Source organism: Epilithonimonas sp., from assembly GCF_032054305.1.
GTDB lineage: Bacteria > Bacteroidota > Bacteroidia > Flavobacteriales > Weeksellaceae > Epilithonimonas.
The window spans coordinates 40,147-63,097 of sequence record NZ_DAMBSX010000003.1 but is presented as its reverse complement, the minus strand read 5'-3'; the positions used below and the strand labels follow the sequence as shown (position 1 = coordinate 63,097).

The window sequence follows — 22,951 nt, the reverse complement described above, 5'->3', positions numbered from 1 at the left end:
ATATTCTTTCGTTCTTTAGATTAATTGTTATTTTTGCTAATCCAAGGATATTTCAAAATATAAAATCGATAATAAAAACTACAACATTGAAAAATTATATTCTCTTAATTCTTTTCTTTTTGCCGGTTTTGGCATTTTCTCAAATCAATTTAAAAGTTCTCGATGAAGACGGAAAATCTGTTTCCGACGCAGAGGTTACTTATAATGACCAGACTTATCAGACGGATAAAAATGGTTTTGTAAGAATCCCGCTTTCTGATTCTGAAAAAGAACTGAAGGTGCAAAAAGAAAACTTTAAAGGTTTTTCTAAAGTCATCAAAACATCACCAAAATCTCAAACTGTCAATATTCTTTTTTTACCTGTAGTCAATGCTACGGAGATTCAGGAAGTTGTTTTCCAGAAAAAAGGAGTCCGTAAAACCAATGACCTTACTTCGGTTGAGATCTCTGTGAAAGAGGCGAGAGAAGTTGTATCTTTAGGAGGTGGAGTAGAAGGGCTTTTGAAAAGTTTACCTTCCGTCAATTCCAATTCCGAGTTGTCTTCCCAAATTATGGTAAGAGGTGGAAATTATGATGAAAACTTAATTTATATCAATGATGTTGAGCTTTATCGCCCGTTTTTGATTCGTAACTCTTTGCAAGAAGGGATGAGTATCATCAATCCTGATATGGTGGGAATGATCAATTTTTCTGCGGGTGGATTTGAACCTAGATATGGTGATAAGATGTCTTCTGCGCTTAACATCTATTACAGACAACCTGAGAAATTCGAACTTTCCGGAGAAGCGAGCTTAATTGGTGGACGTTTGACCACTGGTTTTGCATCAAAAGATAAAAAATTCACAGGTTTGGTTTCTGGACGATATAGAAATACCAATTTGGTTCTTAATACTTTGAATGAGGATACAGATTTCAATCCGAGATATATGGATCTTCAAACTTATCTCAATTATCAGTTCAATGAAAAATGGTCATTATCTTTCTTAGGTTACTATGCAAAGAATGATTATCAGATGGTACCGAAACAGAAAGAAGTAGATTTTGGAAGTGTTCTACAACCTTTGAAATTGACGGTTTTCTACAACGGGCAAGAAGATGATCAGTACAAGAATATGATGGGAACGGTAAGCGTTAACTTCAAGCCTAGTAAAAAATGGCAACTCACGCTCGATAATTTTGCTTATCAAAACAGAGAAAGAGAATATTATTCTTTGGCTTCTGGTTATATTCTGGAAGCTTTTGACGAGGAAGGTAATCCTGTCGCCGGTTATGATGCTGGTGGCCAGATCGATCATGCCAGAAACGATTTATTAGTTAGAGTGGCAGGTTCACAATTCAGAACCAAATTTTCTCCAGACGTGAATACGGATATCGAAATTGGTGTGAAATACGAAAGAGAAACCATCAAAGATTTTACCAATGAATGGCAGTTCGTAGATTCTATCGGATACAGTAATCCTAGAGATTTTGTTTTGCCAGGGCAATTGGATGCTTCTGACCTTAACCTTAAATATTATATCGCAGGACAAAATAATATTAATCCAACAAGGATTTCTGCTTATGCACAATTCTCTAAGAAATTTATGTGGGGTACTAACAAGATTTCTGTAAATGGTGGAGCCAGAGTTCAGAACTGGAGTTTCACCAAAGAGACATTGTTTTCCCCAAGAGCACAATTTGCTATCAAGCCAGATTGGGATATGGATATGTTGTTCAGAGTTTCGGGAGGTGTTTACTACCAGGCGCCTTTTTATAAAGAGATAAAGGACTTAAAAGGCGCTTTCAATCCTGATATCAAAGCTCAAAAATCCTATCAGATCATCATTGCCAACGATTACGAGTTCAAGATCGGAAATCAGGACAGAAAACCTTTCAAACTGACAACAGAGGCTTACTATAAGAAAATGGAAAATTTGATTCCTTATTATCTTGATAATGTAAGAGTGAGATATTCTGGAGCTAACAATGCAGAAGGTTATGCTTATGGTTTGGATGCTAGATTGTTCGGACAGTTTGTTCCTGGGGTGGATTCTTGGGTGTCTGCAAGTTATGCCAGAGTTTATGAAAATATAAACGGAATGGGCTATATCCCGAGACCAACGGATCAGCGTTTTCGTTTCGCGATGTTCTATCAGGATTATATGCCGAAGTTTCCAAGTATGAGGGTTAATCTGACATTGACCTACGCTAGCGGATTGCCGTCAGGAACGCCAGTTTTATTTGATGCTGCAGGTTTGCCAGATTATTTGGCTGCTTACCGTTATCAGAGAACGTTGCCAGCATATAAACGTGTTGATATTGGTTTGACCAAGGTTTTTATTGATCAGAAGGATAATAAGGCAACGGGTAATTTCTGGGGTAAATTCAAAGAATTGACTTTGGGTGTACAGATCTTCAATGCGTTTAATATCAATAACACGATTGCGAACCAATGGATCAGTGATGTGAATTCTTCTCCATCAGTATATTATCCGGTTCCGGTTAGATTGACAGGAAGATTTTTCAATGTCACAGTTAATTTCAAACTATAATCGATATGAAGTCGAAAGGCACTAAAGATCCAGCGGAATTAACTGATGAAGAAATATTGAAAAACGTAAAATTGACAAAATCAGTTTTGATTTCTTTTTCTGTTATTTTCGTTTTGCTTCTTGCGACTTGTTTGTATATTACAGTTACAAAAGGATTCAGTGTATTTTCGGTTTTACCCCTGACATTTTTTCCAATTCTTGTAACCAATATCATTACACATAGCAAAATGACTGATGAGGTTAAAAAGAGAAATTTGATTTAGAATATTATTTTGATTCAATATAGAAAAAGCTTCCGGGTCGGAAGCTTTTTTATTTTAGAAATAAGATCTGATGAATCTTAATTTATGTGTGTGCTTATTCTGATCTTTATTGAAAATTCCTGAACTATCCAGGCTGTCAATTCTCACTTTTCCGTGAGCATGAATAATCTTCTGATCGGCCAATATAATCCCAACGTGAATGATCCTTCCTTCTGAATTTTCAAAAAATGCCAAATCGCCAGGTTTTGCTTCTTCTATAAAAGTTAAAACTTCTCCAAGCTCAGCTTGTTGATAAGTGTCTCTCGGGATTTTGATTCCGTGGATTTTATAAATGATCTGTGTCAATCCACTGCAATCGATTCCGAAAAAGCTTTTTCCGCCCCATAAGTATGGAACATTCAAAAATTCTTTTGCGCAGTTCACAATGCTTTCACTAAGGTCAGCACCACGAGTTGGGGAAATAGGATCAAAAGTTACTTCTGAACCAATAGAAACCAAAGTTCTTCCATTTTCCAACATAGCGGATTGAAAAGGCTCTTTCACAAGATTGACCTTTCTGGAAGCTAAAAATTCGTCTGAAACAGGAGAGATCTGTTTCGTGTCCATCCAAGCTTCGTAGTTGTCGTAGTGGGTTTTTATTTTGGTCCAATTGTCTTTAACCTCAAGAATGTCTGCGGATTCTCCGTAAAGGAGTTGGGATACGATTTCGCTTTTATCAGAACTTTCAGCTCTCATTGGAGCGATGGAAACATTGCAAATTCCTTTTGTCATTTCAATCAATTATGAATTTAAAAATACGAATTATTTCTTTCTAATCAAGTGTAATCCGTCTCGCAAAGGTAAGATTAGATTTTCGAAATCCGGATCTTCTGCGATGATTTTATTCACGAGTTTGATCTGTTCCGTTTGTTTGTCTTTCGGATTGTTTTCAAGGACTTTTCCATACCAAAGAACATTATCAATAAGAATGATACTTCCTGAACGTAGATTGGGTTTAATCAATTTCAAATATTCCAGATAGCTTTCCTTATCAGCGTCAATGAAAATCAAATCCCAGATTTTATCCAGTTTCTTGATTTCTTCTTTGGCATCTCCGATTATGAATTCGATTTGATCTTTATGATCACTTTCTGCAAAGTATTTTTTTGGAATGTATGCCAAGTCTTCATTCTTGTCAATTGTATAGATTTTTCCGTCTTTTGACAGTCCTTCTGCCATACTCAAAGCCGCATAACCTGTGAAAGTTCCGATTTCCAAAACATTTTTTGGCTGAATGATATGTGACAGAATACTAAGCAAACGACCTTGCAAATATCCGGAGATCATATGCGGTTGAGTTGTTTTCTGATACGTTTCTTTTCTTAATTTTTTGAGAATGGTAGGTTCTTCGGAAGCAGTTTCTTCCAAGTATCTGTCCATTTCTTTGTCTAATTCTTCGAAATAACTCATTGGGAGGAGTTTTTTATTTGAGATTCAAAGGTACTAAATGTTTAAGTTATGACCGATGTTGTATTGATGTCTAATCTGCGGCCCGGCTTGAGTGGAAATCCTTTTTTTTGCTTTTGGAAAGGTTTTGGCAAAAAAGATTGGGTACGGAAGACGGATAAAGCTGCCCAAATTATGAGATAAAAAAACCTCGCCATTTCTGACAAGGTTTAATTTTCTAAATTCTGAATGAATAATCAATTATCATTCATCTTTTATTATTTATTTCTTAACTGGAGCAATGTCCATCAACTTCATAAATTCATCCAGCTTAGGCATAATGATGATTTCCGTTCTACGGTTTTCGCCACGTCCGGAAACTGAAGCGTTGGTCGTTTTAGGATTATATTCTCCTCTACCACCAGCAGTGATTCTGTTAGGATTCACGCCAAACTGATTTTGTAGAACTTTCGCAACTGCTGTTGCTCTAAGTGCGGAAAGGTCCCAGTTATCTCTTGGAGCGTTGGCGCTACTAAGTGGCGTGTTATCTGTATTACCTTCAATCAAAACGCTGTAAGTGTCATAATCGTTTATAACTTTGGCAACCTTCGCTAAAACGTCTGCTGCAGCTGGCTGGATGTCATATTTTCCAACTTGGTAAAGCATCTTGTCTGACAATGAAATCAATACCACACCTTTCAGAACTTTCACATCTACATCTTGGTCTGCAACGTTATCAAGAGAACGTTTCAGCTTGTTAGATAAAGCCAAATTCAAACTGTCGTTCTTGCTTTTTCCAGAAATCAATTGCTTGATGTAAGCATTGGAAGCGTTGATTTCTCCAACCAATTTATCAATGTTAGCAGAACCTTTTCCTGCGTTAGATAAACAAGCGTCCAAACTGGATTTAAGAGCGTTGTTTTGTCCCACAAGTAAGTCGTTTTGACCTTTCAAAGAAGAATTTTCTCCTTTTAAATCTTGGATTTGGCGCATTCTTTCACCCGCATCTTCAATACATTGTTTGTAATTCAGATTAAGGGCATCGAATTGTTTTTTGCTGACACAAGAAGCCAGGGAAAGTCCCACAGCGGTAATTGTCAAAATTTTAAATAATCTCATAGTAAATATTTATTTGTTTTATTGTTTTTATTGAGCGGTTATTGGTTTTTAAATCGTTTCAAAAGTAAGAATTAATAACTGTATATTTGTGCTTATAACTTAATGTTTCGTTATAAAATTGTGTTAAGTCTCTTAAAATTTCAAAACCTATTAGAGCAAATGCTCAACCAACCACAACAAAAAACATACCTTTTGGCTGTAAGTGGAGGAGTAGACTCGATGGTTTTAGCTGATTTATTTCAGCTTTCGGGATTTAATTTTCATATTGCTCACATCAACTATCATCTTCGTAATGAGGATTCTAACCTCGACCAAAAGCTGGTTTCCGACTTTTGCGACAAATATCAGATTCCTTTTCATTTGTATGACGTTTCGGAAGTTGATAAGAAACCTGAAAATTCAATTCAGAATTGGGCGAGAGAATTGAGATATCGGTTTTTCAGAGAAATTCAGCAAAAACATAATCTTGAATTTTTAGTGACTGCGCATCATCTGAATGACCAGTTGGAAACGTTTATCATTAATCTTTCCAAAGCGTCAGGAATCCGAGGTTTGAGTGGAATTCCACAAAATGAAAAAGGAATTATTCGACCACTTCTGGATTTTTCTAAGGATGAAATTTATGAATTTGCAAAAGAGAATCAAATTGATTTTCGGGAAGATAAATCCAATAAGAAAACAGATTATCTAAGGAATAAAATTCGACACAATGTTGTTCCTGAATTAGAAAAAATCAATTCAGATTTTCTAACTAATTTCTCAAAAAGCATCAATTACATTAATCAAGCTAAAGATTTTATTACTGAATCTGTGAATGAAAAAATTGAAGTTCTCAAAATCAGTTCCAACGACAATCAAATCATTATTGATAAACAAAAATTCTCACAAGAATCTGAATTGATGCGATACGAGATTTTGAAAAGATTTGATTTCAATGATGAAAACGAAATGCAGAAAGTTCTCACAGCGCAAACTGGAAGCTCATTTTTCAATTCTGAATTTCAATTGGTAATTAATCGAAATGAATTAATTTTTGAGAAGAAGTTAGAAGTTAGAAATGAGAATTTAAAAGAAATTGCACTTGAAATTGATGATAACGAAATCATTATTCCTCAAAATATTAAAAGTGAGATTCAGAAATTAGGAAATTGTTTTTGGAAAATCGATAAACAAAAAGTTCAATTACCTCTAAAATTGAGAAGAAAACAAGAAGGCGATTTGTTTTTTCCTATTGGAATGATTGGTAAAAAGAAAATTTCGAAGTTTTTTAAGGATGAAAAATTGTCTATTTTAGCCAAGCAAAAAATCTGGCTTCTTTGTGATACTGATGACCGAATTTTAGGTGTGCTGCCTTTTCGTCAGGACGGAAGATTTTCATCAGACAATTCAGAAATAGAATTAATATTAAAAGTATAATTATTAAACCATAATATTTGTCATTCCGTAGGAATCTCAGCAACGTTTAGATTCCTACGGAATGACAAAGACTCTAAATTATTATTGTGGTTAAAACTAAAATAAAAATGAAAAATTTCAAACTAGTGTTATCCACACTTTTTCTATTTATAATAACCATTTTAAATGCACAAATAAAAAATCCGGTTAAGTTCAGATTCGATGTTGATCCTGTTGGAAAAGAAGAATATGAAGCTGTTTTAACTGGTACAATTGAAGATAAGTGGCACATTTATTCTCAGGATTTGCCACCAGATTCCGGAATTCCGACTGAATTTAAGATCACTTCAAAAGAAGGAATTCAGTTGCTTGGGAAAGTTCAGGAAATCGGTAAAAAGCACGATGAGTTTTCGGAAGCTTTTGGCGCTCAGATTGTTTATTATTCCAATAAAGTGGTTTTCAAGCAGAAATTCAAGCCAAAAGATGCAACAAAACCGGCGACGATTACCGCTGAAATAATGTATCAGACTTGTAATGACCGAGTTTGTCTTGCTCCGAATACTCTGGAATTTGAAAAACAAATCGAAGGAAGTAATACAGTTGCTTCTGACGAAAAAGTTGATAAGACAAAAGATACCGTTTATGAAGTTGCTCCAGCAGGACAAGTTGGAACGGTTCTGAAACCGACCAATATTGCAACGCCAACTGTGGCGAAACAAGATGGTTTGAAAATCAATTCTTTAGATTTCAAAAATCCTTTGACGAATTGTGGAACGGCTCAGCAAAAACCGGCTAACGATAATTGGCTTGTTCTAGGATTAGGATTCTTAGGTGGACTGATTGCATTGCTTACACCATGCGTTTTTCCAATGATTCCGTTAACGGTCTCGTTCTTCACAAAAGGGAACAAAGACAAAGCAAAAGGGAAGCGAGATGCGTTTATTTACGGGTTTTTCATCCTTTTGATTTTCGTTTTATTGAGTATTCCATTCCATATTATTGATGGGATTTCGGGGAATATTTTCAATCAGATTTCAACGAACATTTGGCTGAATTTATTTTTCTTCGCCATATTTTTATTCTTTGCACTGAGCTTCTTCGGGTATTACGAAATCACATTGCCCAGCTCCATCGCCAACAAATCTTCCAAAGCTGAAGAGGCTGGCGGATTGATTGGAATCTTTTTTATGGCATTGACTTTAGTCATCGTTTCGTTCTCTTGTACAGGTCCCATTTTAGGAAGTTTATTAGGTGGCGTTGTGGCTGGAGCAACCAATGTTCCAACATTATTGACATTTGCTTTAGGTGGTTTCGGATTGGCATGGGCATTGGTTTTCGGATTATTGGCGTTATTTCCGCAAGCTTTGCAAAGCCTTCCAAAATCAGGCGGTTGGATGAACACCGTGAAAGTGGTTCTTGGTTTTATTGAATTGGCTTTGGCTCTCAAATTCTTATCTAAAGCCGACTTGGTTTCCAAAACTTTCTTGCTGAAAAGAGAATTGTTCATTGTACTTTGGATTATCATTGCGATTGGATTGGTAGTTTATTTATTCGGTAAAATCAGATTTCCGCACGATGATAAAAAACCAAAAATCAGTTTGGGAAGAAGAATCTTGGGCGTATTTGGAATTGTATTTGTGGCGTATTTGATTCAAGGATTGATTCCATCAGAAAAGCCAAAATTGCAGATGCTGAGCGGGATTTTACCTCCGTTAAACGTGAGCTATTTCCATAAAGAAGAAGACGGAATTCTAGGTTTGAAGCCTTATCACAATTATTTCGAAGCGATTGAGGTTGCGAAAAAAGAAAACAAACCAGTTTTGATTGATTTCACAGGTTACGGTTGCGAAAACTGTCGAAAAATGGAAGAGTTTGTCTGGAGTCAGGACGACATTTTACCGATTCTTCAAAACGATGTGATAATTGCTTCTGTTTATGTGGATGATAAGGAAGAATTACCGGAAAATGAACAAATCAAAATCGATATGGGTGATGGACAAAAAAAGAAAATAAAAACCATTGGCGATAAATGGAGTTTGTTCCAGCAGGTTAATTTTAACAATAATTCTCAGCCTCATTATGTTTTGGTAACGCCAGACCAAAATGTGATTAATTCGCCAGTTTCAGGATATATGCCGAAAGAGGATTTCAAAAAGTTCCTTAAATGTGGGATTGATTATTTTAAAAATAAATAATGCTTTTCAAGGAAGCTTACTTAAATCAGCGATTTCACAAATGCAGATTGTCCGCAATTCTGTGAAGGAAAATCAATTGTCAAGTTCAGACGTTGTCACAGATAAAGATTACGAAATCTATTTGACAGATAATGGAAAAGAAATCAAATTCCAGATGACTTTTGATAATTGGCAAGATTTATAATTCTGTAAATAGTATTTATTTAATAAAATTAAAAATTAGGTACATAATTTGTATTCAAAACTCCATAATGATGACAAATCATTATGGGTTTTTATTTTATATTACTAACTACAAAAACTTAAAGCTATGGCAGAAGTACAAATTAAAGAGCAATCTAACGGAAAGAAAACTCAGAATAAAAAACCAATCAGAGTAGATATGACGCCAATGGTGGATTTGGGATTTTTATTGATCACATTTTTTATGTTCACGACCAATTTCTCAAAACCGAATGTAATGGATATAGGATTACCTGCCCACAATCCCGGAGAACCAACGCAAATTGATTACAGAAATCAACTGACATTTATTCTCGGTAAAGAAGGTAAGGTTTTCTATTATCAGGCTGATAAAAAGGATTTGAATGATAATAGTCTGAAAGAAGTGTCTTTTGATAAATTTCAGGTAGCAAAAACTATTGAAGCTGCAAAAGCCAATGCGCCGAAAAAAGAAAACTTCACAGTTATTATTAAACCAACTGATGATTCGCAATACAAAACAATGGTAGATATGTTGGATGAATTGGCGATAACCAAATCCGAACGCTATGGCATTGCGGAAATAAATGATAAAGAAAAAGAACTGTACGAAAAGAGAGTGCAGTAACCAGCCCAAGCTTCGTAGGAGCGAAATGTTTGTGGAAATTCACATCAAAATAATCAGAGCTCCGTAGGAGCGACACTTATAACCTTTCTGAATCAATTTTAGAAAGGTTTTTTCATTTAATTTATTTATTTTCGTGAGGAAAATTAAAACTATGAGAAAACTAATTCCAGTTATTATTCTTTTATCAATCGTTTCCTGCAAAAAATCGGAAAAAACTGTAACTCCAAGAATCGATAGTGTTAAAATCATTGATTCAATCAATACAGTTAGAACAAAAATCAACGACAGTATTCTCAGTAGTCGGGCTTTCAAAGATTTGTCAGGAACGCATTCTTTGACGCACGACCAAGTGAACGGTTCGGGAAAAATTATTTTTACAAAAATCGGGCAAGATGAATATAATGTATCAGGTGAAAATAAGTCGGGAAGTAATTTTGTGGAAATCGAAGGCAACGTCAGAATGACCTCTCCAAAAAACCTTAAATTCGACGGAACCATTACTCAAAGTATTTCCGATTATGACAATGGAAAACTGGATGTAAGAAAGGGTAAGAAAAATTTCTCTACAAAAGATGGCGGAAAAACTTTCAAACTTTACGAATCCGTCAATAATGCAGGATTTGGAGATAAAATAATTATTAAAATGTAAGTTATGCTCAACTACGAAATCGAAAGAACAGGAACTGAAAACCTCGTTTTGCTACATGGCTTTATGGAAAATCTGTCGATTTGGGATGATATGATTCCGTTTCTGTCAGAAAAATTCCGATTGATAAAAATCGATTTGCCTGGATTTGGAAAATCAGGAATTGTTGCAGAAATTCAAACTTCCGAGATAATGGCGGATGAAGTCAAAAAAGTAATAGACGAATTAGGTTTGACACAATTTCATTTGTTGGGACACTCTATGGGAGGCTATATTTCTTTAGCTTTTGCTGAGAAATATCCTGAGTTTTTGAAATCGGTTACATTATTTTTCTCAACTTATTTTGCCGATGACGAAGCGAAGAAAGAAACCAGGAGAAAAGGCTTGAGAATCATCAAAGAAAATCTTCGCGCTTTCGTAAACGCAGGTGTTCCGAATCTCTTCAATCCCAACGAGCATGATATTCTGGAATCCAAAATCAAATTAGCCAAAGAAATCGCCTACACGTCGTCTGTTGAAGGTGTTTTATCCTCACAAAAAGGGATGATAGAGCGTTCTGATAAAAAATCGGTTTTAGAAAACTTCGAAGGTAAAGTTTTGATTTTGTCTGGCAAACATGATTCGGCGGTCAATGCTGAAAAAACCATCAAAAATCTGCCTGACAGAACCAATATCAAATCCTATATTTTGGATTGCGGACACAACGGACATTGGGAAAAACCGGAGATTTGTGCCTCGATCATCAATACAGGATTATTGCATCATTTACCAAAAAAACTTACTTTCTAATGGAAATCATTTCAAAAATTTTAGTTGCTCTTGTCGCTTTAGAACATATTTATATCCTTTATATGGAAATGTTCGCTTGGGAAACTCTCGGCAAAAAAACATTCAAAGGTTCATTGCCGGATGAGATGTTCAAACCCACCAAAAAACTTGCTGCCAACCAAGGGCTATACAACGGATTCTTATCTGCAGGACTTATTTGGAGTTTCTTTATTTGTGATGAGACTTGGTCAAAAAATGTTGCAATCTTCTTTCTTGGCTGTATAATTGTTGCGGGTATTTACGGCGCATTGTCAGCTTCGAAGAAAATATTTTTCGTTCAGGCATTGCCAGCGATTATTGCTTTGATTTTTGTCTTGTTAAGGTAGTTTTTTAGGAGCTGATCCCGCTGTCCACTGTATCTTTTTTGTCTTAGAAGTTACGTCATCAACATAAAATTTTCAGATAAGACAAAAAAGGATGCCGTTCCCATCGGGGCTAGGAATTTTGTATGACAAAGAAATTTCCTCATTAAAAAAGAAACATTGTCATTCCGGAGGAAACCTAACGAAGTGGTTAGACGAAGTCAATCTCAACAGTTAAGATTATTTCAGAAATCATAGATTCGACGGAGTCAATGACAGTGTTTGTATAATAATATAAGGAATAATTAAAAATCTTCCGCTTCAATTTTTTCTTTGAAATCCTCAATAGTATCCTCAATAGATTTGAAATACTTCCCGCCGGAAGCATTGATATGTCCGCCACCGTTGAAATATTTTCTGGCAAACTGATTGGTATCCACAGAATCTTTGGAACGGAAAGAGATCTTGATAAAATCCTCATATAGGTCTTCCATAAAGAAAACCGCCATTTTAGTTCCAAGAACGCTCAGTCCATAATTCACAAAACCTTCTGTATCGCCTTTGTCAAAGCCGTATTCTTTCAGTTCAGAACGTTTTAGCCAAAGAATAGCAACTTTCCCTTCTTTGGTCAATTCAATTCTGCTCAGAACTAATGAAAGCAAATGTAGTCGGGAAATGGTGTTCGTATCCCAAGTATTGGATGTGATAACTGCCGGGTCGGCACCTTTTTCTATAAGTTCAGCTACAATTCTATGAGTTGTCGCACTAGTAGAACGGAACCTGAAACCGCCAGTATCAGTCATTATTCCTGTATAAAGGCATTGCGCAATATCAAGATTCACAAGGTTTTCATCATTATTTGCCTGGATGAAATGATAGACCATTTGGCAAGTCGCTGGAACCGTTGTGTCAGAATAAACATAATCAAATTTTTCAGGCATCTGGTGATGATCAATCAGGACTTTTTTGGCTCTTGCTTTGGTCACCCAATCTCCAAGAATTCCTATTCTTGAAGGTGAATTGAAATCCAGACAAAAAATAACATCCGCATTGTAGATTGCTTCGCCGGCTAACTTTCTTTTGTATTCTCCTATGATGATTTGCTTTGCGTCAGGCATCCATTTTAGAAATTTTGGAAAATCATTTGGTGTAATGACAGTTGCGTTGATTCCTTTTGATTTCAAGTAATGTTTTAGACCAAGAGAGGAACCAATTGCGTCTCCGTCAGGATTATGATGCGTTACAATAACGATATTGTTTTCCGGGACGAGAAGATGATTGATCTCTAAGATTTCTTTGTCTGTAAACATAAATGATTTTTGAAAAATGAATTTTCAAAGGTAAAACTTTAAAACAAAAAAATCGGACCAATTTTGAGCCGATTTTTATTTATTAAAATTATTTTTTGATAATCTTTTGAACAGATTGCCCATCAACTTTCAGAAAATAGATTCCTGAGGGTAGATTCTTAATGTTGATTTCTGTTTTTGAAACTTTATTAGAAATCGTTTTTATCAATTTCCCAGAACTGTCAATTAATTCAATATTAGAATTTGTTTTCAGGTTTTCAACTATAATATAATCTGTAGCTGGATTTGGATAGACTTTAATATTTAATTTTGATATTTCTGATACTCTTAGCATCCTTCTAGTATAAGTAGCAATATCTCCATTGTATTTTGTGATTGTAAGTACTTCTCCATCCGAGGAGACATCATAAGAATATGGATAATTGTAGCCTCCTGCTTCAAAAAAATTACCTAAATATAGTCCGTCGAATTGATTGACTTGAAAATCATCGCTCGCAGCCAAAGTGATACCTAGACTCAATACAGTGAATTTGTTGTCAGAATAGAAGCCTATACTTCCTTGACCTGTGTTAAAATAACTTGTATTCAAAAAGCCTATTGCATCTATGGCTGTATTTCCTCCTCCATACTGTGATGGTTTGTTATAATGGATATTATTGATATCTAAAGAGGATATTGTCCATATTTGTGAAGTCAGGTTACTTGATGGAGAATGGAAACTATAAATGATCTGATCTCCATCAATATTCATCAAGGTTAGTTTATAACCGATTGGTATTTGTTCTATTTCATAAGTTATTTTATTAGGAACGGCAGGAATCTCATATTTCGTAAAAAATAAAGCATAGTTACTATCAAAATTAGCAATGCTGCCAGAGCATCCATTTGAATTTGTTTTTGCAGATGTTATGACAAAATCGTCAGAATTAATATTATAGGTAGCATCACCATAATTTACTGAACATAATTTACTATAATAAGAGAAAGAAGTTGCATTATGAAAGTTGATAAAATATCCGGAAGAATCTGCAGGTGCATCAATAGCATTGTTGTTGACAATAATCTTTTCTACTTTCCAATTCCGGTTAAATAAAACTGGATTTTGAGAAAGTCCAAATAGCCACAAAAAGCTAAATAATAATGTGTAAAGTTTTTTCATGAACGTAAGTTTTTATTTGAGTATGAAAATACAAAAATAATTAAATAGAGTTCTTAAAACATTGATATATTTAAAGTTACAAATTATAAAATCTTCCCTTTAAATTTCCGTAACTTTGCAATCTGTTAAAAGCTTAATCTTATTATCTTTTAATTTTTTAATCATTTTAATTTAAAATCAATGCACAAAGCAGGATTCGTAAATATCGTCGGAAAGCCAAATGCCGGAAAATCTACACTTCTAAACCAATTGATGGGAGAGAAGCTGGCGATTGTTACTCAAAAAGCACAAACCACACGTCACCGTATTTTCGGGATTTATAATGAAGAAGATTTACAAATTGTTTTCTCTGATACGCCTGGTGTGCTCGACCCAAAATATGGTTTGCAAGAAAAAATGATGGATTTTGTGAAGGATTCTTTACAGGATGCCGATGTTTTCTTGTTTATTGTCGATGTTACCGATAAAGCAGAACCATCCGAATTTCTGATCGATAAACTGAACAAGATTCCTGTTCCTGTCTTACTTTTACTAAATAAGATAGACCAGACGAACCAGCAAGATCTTGAAAAAATAGCGACCGATTGGCACGAGAGAATTCCGAAGGCCGAGATTTTGCCTATTTCTGCACTTAATTCTTTTAATCTGGATATCATCCTTCCAAAACTGAAATCTATGTTGCCTGAAAGTCCTGCATATTATGACAAAGATATGTACACGGACAAGCCGGAACGTTTCTTTGTAAATGAGGCAATCCGTGAGAAAATCCTTCTTAACTACGAAAAAGAAATCCCATATTCGGTAGAAGTGGTGACAGAAATTTTCAAAGAAAAAGAAGGTGCTATAGTTATAGATTCTATTATTTATGTAGAAAGAGATACGCAAAAAGGAATTATCATCGGTCACAAAGGCGAAGCAATTAAAAAAGTAGGAACGGAGGCAAGACTAGATTTGGAAAAATTCTTTGGAAAAAAAATCCATCTTAATCTGTTTGTGAAAGTCAAAAAAGACTGGAGAAAAAATGACAGAGACCTGAAAAATTTTGGTTACCGATAAAATTCTTTTAAATCCTTTTCTGTAAAGGATTTTTTTGTAGTTTTGATTGACGTATTTTTTAAAAACACAGGATGAAAAATATAAACTCTACAAAACCTAATTCCAACCTGACAGATATAATGATATTGGTAATCCGGGTTTCAGTAGGTCTATCAATGCTGACGCACGGAATTCCGAAATTAGAGACACTAGTGACAAGTAATCATATCGAGTTCATGAGTTTCCTTGGGATGGGCCCTATCTTTTCTATGGTTCTGGCAGTTTTTGCAGAATTTTTATGTTCATTGTTTATGATCTTTGGTCTTTTTACAAGAATGGCTTGTGTTCCTCTGATGATAACAATGTTGGTGGCCTGTTTTGTAGCACACGGAGCAGACACCTTTAAAGAACAGGAACTGAGTGTTTTGTATTTCTTTCTTTATTTTGTGATTCTAATACTAGGTCCGGGCAAGTTTTCGATAGATCATTTTTTGACAAAAAAAGAAGAGGTTTATTAATCAAACCATTGGGTAACATAATCCCTGATTATGACCCAAAAATTTTTCCCGAGAAAATAGATTAATGTAGAAGTGATAATTCCTTTTACAGTAAAAAAAATAATTCCACCGATTCCAAATTTTTTCAGCAGACTTTTCCACTTCGGCAATTTCTTTTCTTCGGTTGTCTGTAGTTGGTCTTCCATTTTTATTTTTTTCAAAAATATGAAAACTTCTACAATTTAGACTCATTCAAAATTATAAAAAATCCTTAATTAATAGATGTTTAATTGTCTGATGTTAAATTAAATTTATTGATAAGTTCCTTTTTTTTAAATTAATTATCTTTTTATTAATTCATAGCAATATGGATTTCTAATTGTTTACTAACGATTGTTAGTTTTTGATTTTGCTGGTCAAAATATATTTTTATCTTTAGAGACTTCAAAAAAAACAAATTTATGTCCTCGATTTCGATATTAGAAAACCTAAAAAGATTAGGTATCTCAACAGAAAATAATGGTACTTCTACCGGATTAGAATTCTTCTCATCTGGTCAAAATATAGAAAGTTTTTCTCCCGTTGACGGAAACAAGATTGCTTCTGTCAAAACTTCAGATGCTGGTGATTACGAAAAAGTGTTAGCGAAAGCACAAGAAGCTTACAAAGAATTCAGACAAGTTCCTTCTCCGAAACGTGGCGATTTGGTTCGTCAATTTGGAAATAAACTGAGAGAATATAAAGATGATCTAGGTAAATTGGTTTCTTATGAAATGGGAAAATCTTTACAGGAAGGTCTTGGTGAGGTTCAGGAAATGATTGATATCTGCGACTTTGCAGTTGGCTTATCGCGTCAACTTCACGGTTACACGATGCATTCCGAAAGACCAGGTCATAGAATGTATGAACAGTATCATCCGCTGGGAATTGTCGGTGTGATTTCCGCTTTCAATTTTCCGGTCGCGGTTTGGAGTTGGAACGCCGCTTTAGCCTGGATTTGTGGAAACGTTGTGATTTGGAAACCGTCAGAAAAAACTCCACTTTGCGCTATTGCCTGTCAAAATATTTTTGCTGAGGTTGCAAGGGAAAACGGACTTCCGGAAGGGATTTCCGGACTTGTAATTGCTGACCACGAAATCGGAGATAAGTTAGTAAATGACAAAAGAGTTGCTTTGGTTTCTTTTACAGGTTCTACAAGAGTTGGAAGAATTGTCGGGAAAAATGTAGCAGAACGTTTCGGAAAATCCATTCTGGAATTAGGTGGAAATAATGCTATCATCATCACAGAAAATGCTGACCTTAATATGTCAATCATCGGCGCAGTTTTCGGTGCAGTTGGAACAGCTGGACAAAGATGTACTTCTACAAGAAGATTAATTATCCACGAATCTGTTTATGATGAAGTGAAAAATCGTTTGGTAAAAGCTTACGGACAACTTAAAATCGGAAATCCTTTAGACGAAACCAATCACGTTGGTCCTCTAATCGACAAATCTGCTGTGAAACAATATCAGGATTCTATCGAGAAATGTAAATCCGAAGGCGGAAACTTCATCGTAGAAGGTGGCGTTTTGGAAGGCGATAATTACAATTCGGGTTGTTATGTAAAACCTTGCATCGCTGAGGTTGAAAACAGCTATGAGATTGTTCAGCACGAGACATTTGCACCAATTCTTTATTTGATTAAATACAAAAATCTGGAAGAAGCAATCGCCATCCAGAATGATGTTCCGCAAGGATTGTCATCAGCAATTATGACTCAAAATCTTCGTGAAGCAGAATTGTTCCTTTCAAACGGAGGTTCAGATTGTGGAATCGCGAATGTAAATATCGGAACTTCCGGAGCAGAAATCGGTGGTGCTTTCGGAGGTGAAAAAGAAACCGGCGGCGGACGAGAATCTGGTTCCGATGTCTGGAAATATTATATGAGAAGACAAACCAACACCATCAATTATACAACCAGTTTGCCTTTGGCACAAGGAATTAAATTCGATTTAGATTAAAATAATTAAAATTTTTATGGCAGCTTAATCCGCCTGAAGTTTATCCTGAGCTTGTCGAAGGGATCCCAATCTTTTAAAAAGGATTTCCGCTCAAGTCGGGCTGCAGATTCAACATAAAACCAAAAACCAACATCAATTATTAAAATGAGCACACTTGTACACGAAAATAAAGTAAAAGAAACATTAGGAAAACACATCCTAGCCGACGGTTTCGATTTTGTAATGGATTTTGAAAAGTCCCACGGTTCCTACATTGTAGACCGATTGTCAGGCAAAGAATATCTCGATATGTTCTCTATGTTCGCTTCGGCTTCCGTAGGTTACAATCATCCTTACATTTTAGAAAAAGCAAATTGGCTGGGAAGATTAGCAACTTACAAACCGACGTTAAGCGACGTTTATTTGCAGGAATATGCAGATTTTATGGAGGTTTTTTCCAGAGTGGCGATTCCGAAAGAATTACCTTATTGCTTTTTCGTAGAAGGTGGCGCTTTGGCTGTTGAAAATGCTTTGAAGACCGCTTTTGACTGGAAAACCAGAAAAAACTGGCAAAAGAATATTGATAAGGAAGCTGGGATGGTCATCCATTTCAAACAATCTTTCCACGGAAGAAGCGGTTACACTTTATCATTAACGAATACTTCTGATCCAAGAAAACATCAATATTTCCCAAAATTCGACTGGCCAAGAATGACCAATCCAAAACTGAATTTCCCAATTACAGAAGATAATTTGGAAGAAACGATCAAGCACGAGCAATTGGCTTTGCTTCATATTCAAGAGGCGATTTTGGCAAATCCTGACCAGGTGGCTTGTATCATTATAGAACCGATCCAAGCGGAAGGTGGAGACAATCATTTCCGAAACGAGTTCTTTACCGAATTGAGAAAAATCTGTGACGAAAACGAAATTCTTTTAATCCTTGACGAAGTTCAAACCGGAATTGGAATGACCGGAAAAATGTGGGCTTTCCAACATCTTGATATTATTCCGGATGTTATCACTTTCGGTAAGAAAACTCAGGTTTGCGGGATTCTTGCCAACAAAGAAAAACTGGACGAAGTGGAACATCATGTTTTCAAAGAGAGCTCAAGAATCAATTCTACTTTCGGAGGGAATTTTATTGATATGCTTCGTTTTCAATTAATTTTAGAAATCATTGAAAATGAGAGTCTTGTTGAAAATTCTAAAGTTGTAGGACAGTTTTTATTGGATGGATTAAAGAAATTAGAACAAAAATTCCCAGACCACATTTCTGCAGCCAGAGGAAAAGGATTAATGTGTGCATTTGACCTAAAAGATGGCGAGTCCAGAGAGTGGTTGAGAAGCAAACTCTATGAGGAAGGAATTATTATTTTGACATGTGGTGACCAGTCGCTAAGATTCCGGCCACATCTGAATGTAACAAAAGAAGAAATTCAAATTATTTTAGATAAAATTAATCAGATATTTGATAATTTAATATAAGGAATTTTAGATTTTGATATTTTTTTCATAAATTGCTTTGCTTTAACAAAATCAAAATCAAAAATTATGGATGCAACAACTAGAGTAGCTGTCTACGAAAGTAGCAGCCCTCAGGAGATCCAGCTTATGAAATCTAAGCTGGAAGATGCAGGGATCAAATGTGATGTTGAGAATTCTTATCTTAGTTTTCTATCGACTCCCACTGCAACCAACACTTTTATTAAAGTTGATATCAAGGATGAGAAAAGAGCGTTTGATATCATTGATGAATATTTAAAATCAAATCAAAATTGATTTCATATTTTTAAATTTTACGTTTTACAGAAGTCGGGTCCAAATTTATTTGAGCCCGATTTTTTATATGGATTAAATTTTGTTAGTATTCTCCAAAATCAGTATCATTGCAATACGAAAGGGGAATTAGCTCATCTGGCTAGAGCGTTAGACTGGCAGTCTAAAGGTGACGGGTTCGATCCCCGTATTCTCCACATGACAATTAAACTTCTGACTTTCAGGAGTTTATTTTATTTTATGGCAGGAAATTTGTATTCTGTTCATACAAATAAACGAGTTCATAGAATCCGATTATTGATTAAAGGGGGCACTAGTTGCCCTCTTAATTTTTTTATTCTCTTATAAAAGCATGATAAATACTGATCAAATTGAAAAAATATTTAGTTTTAATTTTGTGAAAAAAGATTATCTGATGAAATGGGTATCGGTTATTGTATTTTTATTTTGTGGTGTAAAAGTATGTGCTCAACAATCATCTCAAAAAAAACTTGACGAATATCTGAAAGTATCAGATCATGCATATATTAATTTCGAAGATTTAAAATCTTTGCAGTATGGTCTGAAAGCAAATGCCTTAGCTAAAAAAATAAATAATTCCCAGGGTATTGCTACATCTTATTATTATATAAGTAAGGCCAGTTCCACATTGGGGATGTATGAAAATGGTTTAAAATATGCTGAAAAAGCATTAAGCGAAAAATTTACTCAGACGAACATCGATCTTAAATTACGATTGCTTGAAATTAAAGCGAACAACAGTCATGACTTAAGGCTATATGATCAATCGCGAAAATTAAGCAGGGAAATAATCAATATTATTAATGGAAGCGATAAAGATTCCGATATTTTATACATTAAACTTCTATCATCATCCTATGGGAATATTGGTTCTACCTACTATTATGAACTAAATTCCCTTGATTCCATGAAAAAATATACAGCAATTGAAATGGCTCTTTTGAAAAAGTTGCCTGAAAAAGATGCTTATGAAAGATTGTCTGTGGCTTATATTTCACAAGGGGATAATTATTTAAAGGCAAAAAAATATGATTCTGCATTTTACTACTACCAGGAATCACGTCGCGTATCAACCCAATATCAGGCAAATTTTCCCCTTTATGATTATTATGCGGCTATGGGTAGATTCTATCTTAGTTCTCAAAAGTTTGAAAAGTCTCTCGAAAATTTTCTTCATGCAGAAAAAGAACTTGTTCAATTTCCCCAAGAAAGCAATGCCCTTATGGATGTATATAAAGAGATTTCAGGACTCTATGGGAAGTTGGGAGATAAGAAAAAGGAAAAAGAATACTTGTTAGAGTATCTGCGGAAGAATGAAGAAATTTCGGAAAAAAATGAAAAAAATATCAATTTTGCTCTAAATCTGATACAGCGGGAAAGGCAGATGCAAACGATTATATTCACTAAGAGATTTCATCAGGTGCTTATAGCGTTTTTCGTTTTGTTGTCAATCTTTATTCTTTATTATTTTTTTGAGAAAAGAAACAAAAAAAGAGCAGATCACCAGACAAAGCAATTGTTGGACGAAAAAGAATCCATTATTCACGAACAAGGGAAGGAGGCACAGATTCTCCAGCAGAAGGTGAATGAGTCTTTTGAGGAGATTGTCCTGCTGGCGAAAAAAAATAATCCTCATTTTTGGACAAGATTTCAGGAAGTGTATCCGGACTTCCGGGAGAAGTTGTTGGAAAAACATCCAAAGTTTAGAGGCTCTGAGCTTACTCTTTGCGCCTATATCTTTCTGGGCTTCTCAAATAAGGAAATTGCAGATTACACTTTTAAATCCGTACGAACGATCGAAAGTAACAGATACAATATTCGTAAGAAATTGGATTTGCCTACCCATCTGGATTTTTCGGTTTGGTTGAGGTCGTTGGTCGAAGGTCAATGATGTTGGAAATTAAATCATTTGCTATAATAAGTCTATACTCAAATTCCCTTCTGGAATTGTTCAATTTGCTTTGAGTTCGTTTCGTTAATTGTGTTAGCTTTAGCCTGGCCACATCTTGGCTTTTACATGTCTCATATTCTAAACAAATTTCCTCTTCTTTAACAAAAACTGTTTATCTGTGGCTATACAGTAATGGTTAAGTAATGCTTTTTTAGTTCAAAGAATCAAATTTTGTTATTATTGAAAAATTAAAAAACATCTATTATTGTTTTTAATAATGGTTGATTTTGAATAATTGTTATAAATAAATTATCATTAGTATAATAAATTTAATATAAAAATAATTACAAATGTTTATGAACAAAACTATTATTACATTATTTGTTTTGATATCGTCCTTGTCTTTTTCACAAGTAGGGATTAATACTGAATCTCCTAAGTCAACGATGGATATTAGTGCAAAAAGAAATTCAGCAGGTGTTATTGAAGATTACTCTCAACATTATGGTTTGCAAGCTCCTAGATTAACGAGAGAAGAACTTACGAATATCAATGTTACCTATGGGACAGGGCAAAATGCAGCAATAATATACATAAGCGACATCTCTGGAGGTAATTCCAATGCTCCAAGAACTAATATTACTTCTGTCGGGTATTATTACTTTGATGGTAGCCTTTGGCAAAAAATGAATGTTAGTTACAGTGCCGAGAATGGTGTGACCATATCAAATAATAATATAAAATTAGGTGGAAGTTTGACGGAACCTACTACCATATCGGGAGTTACTAGTACAAACAAACTTAGCGTTACGGCAACGGGACTGGATGCCATTAATTTGGATAACAATACTTTGAGTGTTGACGCAACAAATGATAGAATTGGAATCGGGAAAAATAATCCTACTGAAAAGTTAGATGTTGCGGGTAATATTTCTGTCGGTAATAATTCCGGTGGAACTGCCTCTTCTGTAAAATTTTATGAAAATGTTTCAAACGGAACCAATTCAATATCTCTACAGGCACCTGCGGATCTTACTTCGAATAGAACTTTGACTTTACCATCCAACGCGCCTACTAACGGTTATGTTCTTACGACTAATGCGGCAGGAGTTACCCAATGGGGTGCAGTGAATCCAGCTTCCGTTACCTTAGCATCGATCTCATTGAATAGTGCAGCAAATGGAACCACTCTTATTGAAAATGGGGCAACTCCTGGAGGTGTTGTTAACCAACGGTTTTTTCAAAAGTTTGATACAACTGTAACGGATCCAAATGGAAGGTTTGATGTGAGTTCCGGAACATATACAGTGGGACAGACCGGTATTTACTTAATTACCTCTTATATAATGCCAAATGCAGCACCAGCTAGAAATACATCCAATTTCTTCTACCCTGTGAACCTCGAAATTAGAAAAAATGCCAATGGAACTCCATCGGGAGGAGTTAATATTATGGATAATGCTACTATCAGATGGGCTACCCCTGGACAATCTACTTTACGTTATTCTGTACTTGTGACAGGAATGGTTTCTTTAAATGCAGGAGACACGCTCAATACGGTAGTGTATCTTGATGCAACAAATGCAGGGTCGGGAGCTACATCTGGATATTCTTATCCGGCAACTTTTACATATGCAACTGTTTCAGATTATAAAGCGCTGTTTAGCGTTACAGCATTATAATTTATAATACAATTATGATATTTTAATTTGAAATTTCGACGTTTTTTTATATGCTCATCGTC

At 35.0% G+C, this 22,951-nt stretch carries 22 protein-coding genes and 1 tRNA gene; 17 read left to right on the top strand and 6 right to left on the bottom strand.

The window, feature by feature from the left end; all coding sequences use genetic code 11:
• The first annotated feature begins 347 nt into the window (after positions 1-347).
• Both RTX21_RS07190 and RTX21_RS07185 read left to right on the top strand, forming a co-directional pair.
• The gene (locus tag RTX21_RS07190; RefSeq protein ID WP_312767010.1) at positions 348-2,531 is read left to right on the top strand and encodes a TonB-dependent receptor plug domain-containing protein; all 2,184 of its coding nucleotides are present in this window, start codon (positions 348-350) and stop codon (positions 2,529-2,531) included.
• A 5-nt stretch (positions 2,532-2,536) separates the two neighbouring features.
• Positions 2,537-2,794, top strand: coding sequence for a hypothetical protein (locus RTX21_RS07185; protein ID WP_312766429.1), 258 nt, complete (start codon positions 2,537-2,539; stop codon positions 2,792-2,794).
• A gap of 54 nt (positions 2,795-2,848) precedes the next feature.
• On the opposite strand, the gene RTX21_RS07180 is transcribed toward RTX21_RS07185, so the two are convergent.
• The 3 genes from RTX21_RS07180 to RTX21_RS07170 all read right to left on the bottom strand — a co-directional run bounded on the left by RTX21_RS07180 (position 2,849) and on the right by RTX21_RS07170 (position 5,338).
• Positions 2,849-3,565 (bottom strand): C40 family peptidase, encoded by a 717-nt coding sequence (locus tag RTX21_RS07180; protein WP_312766426.1) that lies wholly within the window; start codon positions 3,563-3,565, stop codon positions 2,849-2,851.
• Positions 3,566-3,595: 30 nt separating this feature from the next.
• On the bottom strand, positions 3,596-4,243 hold the full coding sequence (locus RTX21_RS07175; protein ID WP_312766423.1) for an O-methyltransferase: 648 nt from the start codon (positions 4,241-4,243) through the stop codon (positions 3,596-3,598).
• Positions 4,244-4,501: 258 nt separating this feature from the next.
• Positions 4,502-5,338 carry an OmpA family protein gene (locus RTX21_RS07170; protein WP_072996221.1) on the bottom strand — a complete coding sequence of 279 codons (837 nt, stop codon included), beginning with the start codon at positions 5,336-5,338 and terminating at the stop codon, positions 4,502-4,504.
• A 159-nt stretch (positions 5,339-5,497) separates the two neighbouring features.
• Between RTX21_RS07170 and tilS the strand changes: the two genes are divergently transcribed.
• The 7 genes from tilS (at position 5,498) to RTX21_RS07135 (ending at position 11,557) form a co-directional block, all read left to right on the top strand.
• Positions 5,498-6,754 (top strand): tRNA lysidine(34) synthetase TilS, encoded by a 1,257-nt coding sequence (gene tilS, locus RTX21_RS07165; protein ID WP_312766420.1) that lies wholly within the window; start codon positions 5,498-5,500, stop codon positions 6,752-6,754.
• 107 nt (positions 6,755-6,861) lie between these two features.
• Positions 6,862-8,928: a cytochrome c biogenesis protein CcdA gene (locus RTX21_RS07160; protein WP_312766418.1), complete on the top strand. Its 2,067-nt coding sequence runs from the start codon at positions 6,862-6,864 to the stop codon at positions 8,926-8,928.
• A 40-nt stretch (positions 8,929-8,968) separates the two neighbouring features.
• Positions 8,969-9,112, top strand: coding sequence for a hypothetical protein (locus RTX21_RS07155; RefSeq protein WP_312766416.1), 144 nt, complete (start codon positions 8,969-8,971; stop codon positions 9,110-9,112).
• A gap of 126 nt (positions 9,113-9,238) precedes the next feature.
• Positions 9,239-9,757, top strand: a complete 519-nt coding sequence (locus tag RTX21_RS07150; protein ID WP_312766414.1) for a biopolymer transporter ExbD — start codon at positions 9,239-9,241, stop codon at positions 9,755-9,757.
• A 151-nt stretch (positions 9,758-9,908) separates the two neighbouring features.
• The gene (locus RTX21_RS07145) at positions 9,909-10,406 is read left to right on the top strand and encodes a hypothetical protein (RefSeq protein WP_312766411.1); all 498 of its coding nucleotides are present in this window, start codon (positions 9,909-9,911) and stop codon (positions 10,404-10,406) included.
• A gap of 3 nt (positions 10,407-10,409) precedes the next feature.
• Positions 10,410-11,192, top strand: coding sequence for an alpha/beta fold hydrolase (locus RTX21_RS07140; protein ID WP_312766409.1), 783 nt, complete (start codon positions 10,410-10,412; stop codon positions 11,190-11,192).
• Positions 11,192-11,557 (top strand): DUF1304 domain-containing protein, encoded by a 366-nt coding sequence (locus RTX21_RS07135; RefSeq protein ID WP_312766406.1) that lies wholly within the window; start codon positions 11,192-11,194, stop codon positions 11,555-11,557. The genes RTX21_RS07140 and RTX21_RS07135 overlap by 1 nt, the downstream gene beginning before the upstream one ends.
• 281 nt (positions 11,558-11,838) lie before the next feature.
• On the opposite strand, the gene RTX21_RS07130 is transcribed toward RTX21_RS07135, so the two are convergent.
• The gene (locus tag RTX21_RS07130) at positions 11,839-12,843 is read right to left on the bottom strand and encodes a bifunctional oligoribonuclease/PAP phosphatase NrnA (RefSeq protein WP_312766403.1); all 1,005 of its coding nucleotides are present in this window, start codon (positions 12,841-12,843) and stop codon (positions 11,839-11,841) included.
• Between the two features lie 88 nt (positions 12,844-12,931).
• Positions 12,932-14,002 (bottom strand): T9SS type A sorting domain-containing protein, encoded by a 1,071-nt coding sequence (locus RTX21_RS07125; RefSeq protein ID WP_312766401.1) that lies wholly within the window; start codon positions 14,000-14,002, stop codon positions 12,932-12,934.
• A gap of 180 nt (positions 14,003-14,182) precedes the next feature.
• Between RTX21_RS07125 and era the strand changes: the two genes are divergently transcribed.
• Complete coding sequence (era, locus tag RTX21_RS07120) at positions 14,183-15,058, top strand: GTPase Era (RefSeq protein WP_312766399.1); 876 nt, start codon at positions 14,183-14,185, stop codon at positions 15,056-15,058.
• A 71-nt stretch (positions 15,059-15,129) separates the two neighbouring features.
• On the top strand, positions 15,130-15,555 hold the full coding sequence (locus RTX21_RS07115) for a DoxX family protein (RefSeq protein WP_312766397.1): 426 nt from the start codon (positions 15,130-15,132) through the stop codon (positions 15,553-15,555).
• Here RTX21_RS07115 and RTX21_RS07110 read toward each other — a convergent pair.
• The gene (locus RTX21_RS07110) at positions 15,552-15,740 is read right to left on the bottom strand and encodes a hypothetical protein (RefSeq protein ID WP_312766395.1); all 189 of its coding nucleotides are present in this window, start codon (positions 15,738-15,740) and stop codon (positions 15,552-15,554) included. The genes RTX21_RS07115 and RTX21_RS07110 overlap by 4 nt on opposite strands.
• A gap of 255 nt (positions 15,741-15,995) precedes the next feature.
• On the opposite strand from RTX21_RS07110, the gene RTX21_RS07105 reads away from it, so the two are divergent.
• The 6 genes from RTX21_RS07105 to RTX21_RS07080 all read left to right on the top strand — a co-directional run bounded on the left by RTX21_RS07105 (position 15,996) and on the right by RTX21_RS07080 (position 22,889).
• Complete coding sequence (locus RTX21_RS07105) at positions 15,996-17,537, top strand: aldehyde dehydrogenase family protein (protein ID WP_312766392.1); 1,542 nt, start codon at positions 15,996-15,998, stop codon at positions 17,535-17,537.
• Positions 17,538-17,681: 144 nt separating this feature from the next.
• Complete coding sequence (gene lat / locus RTX21_RS07100) at positions 17,682-19,004, top strand: L-lysine 6-transaminase (RefSeq protein ID WP_312766390.1); 1,323 nt, start codon at positions 17,682-17,684, stop codon at positions 19,002-19,004.
• A 66-nt stretch (positions 19,005-19,070) separates the two neighbouring features.
• Entirely contained in the window at positions 19,071-19,298 is a 228-nt protein-coding gene (locus RTX21_RS07095; RefSeq protein WP_027385066.1) for a DUF2007 domain-containing protein, read from the top strand.
• Positions 19,299-19,418: 120 nt separating this feature from the next.
• Positions 19,419-19,492 (top strand) — tRNA-Ala (locus tag RTX21_RS07090).
• Between the two features lie 218 nt (positions 19,493-19,710).
• Positions 19,711-21,207, top strand: coding sequence for a hypothetical protein (locus tag RTX21_RS07085; protein WP_312766386.1), 1,497 nt, complete (start codon positions 19,711-19,713; stop codon positions 21,205-21,207).
• Positions 21,208-21,563: 356 nt separating this feature from the next.
• Positions 21,564-22,889, top strand: a complete 1,326-nt coding sequence (locus RTX21_RS07080; RefSeq protein ID WP_312766385.1) for a hypothetical protein — start codon at positions 21,564-21,566, stop codon at positions 22,887-22,889.
• Positions 22,890-22,951: the final 62 nt, after the last annotated feature.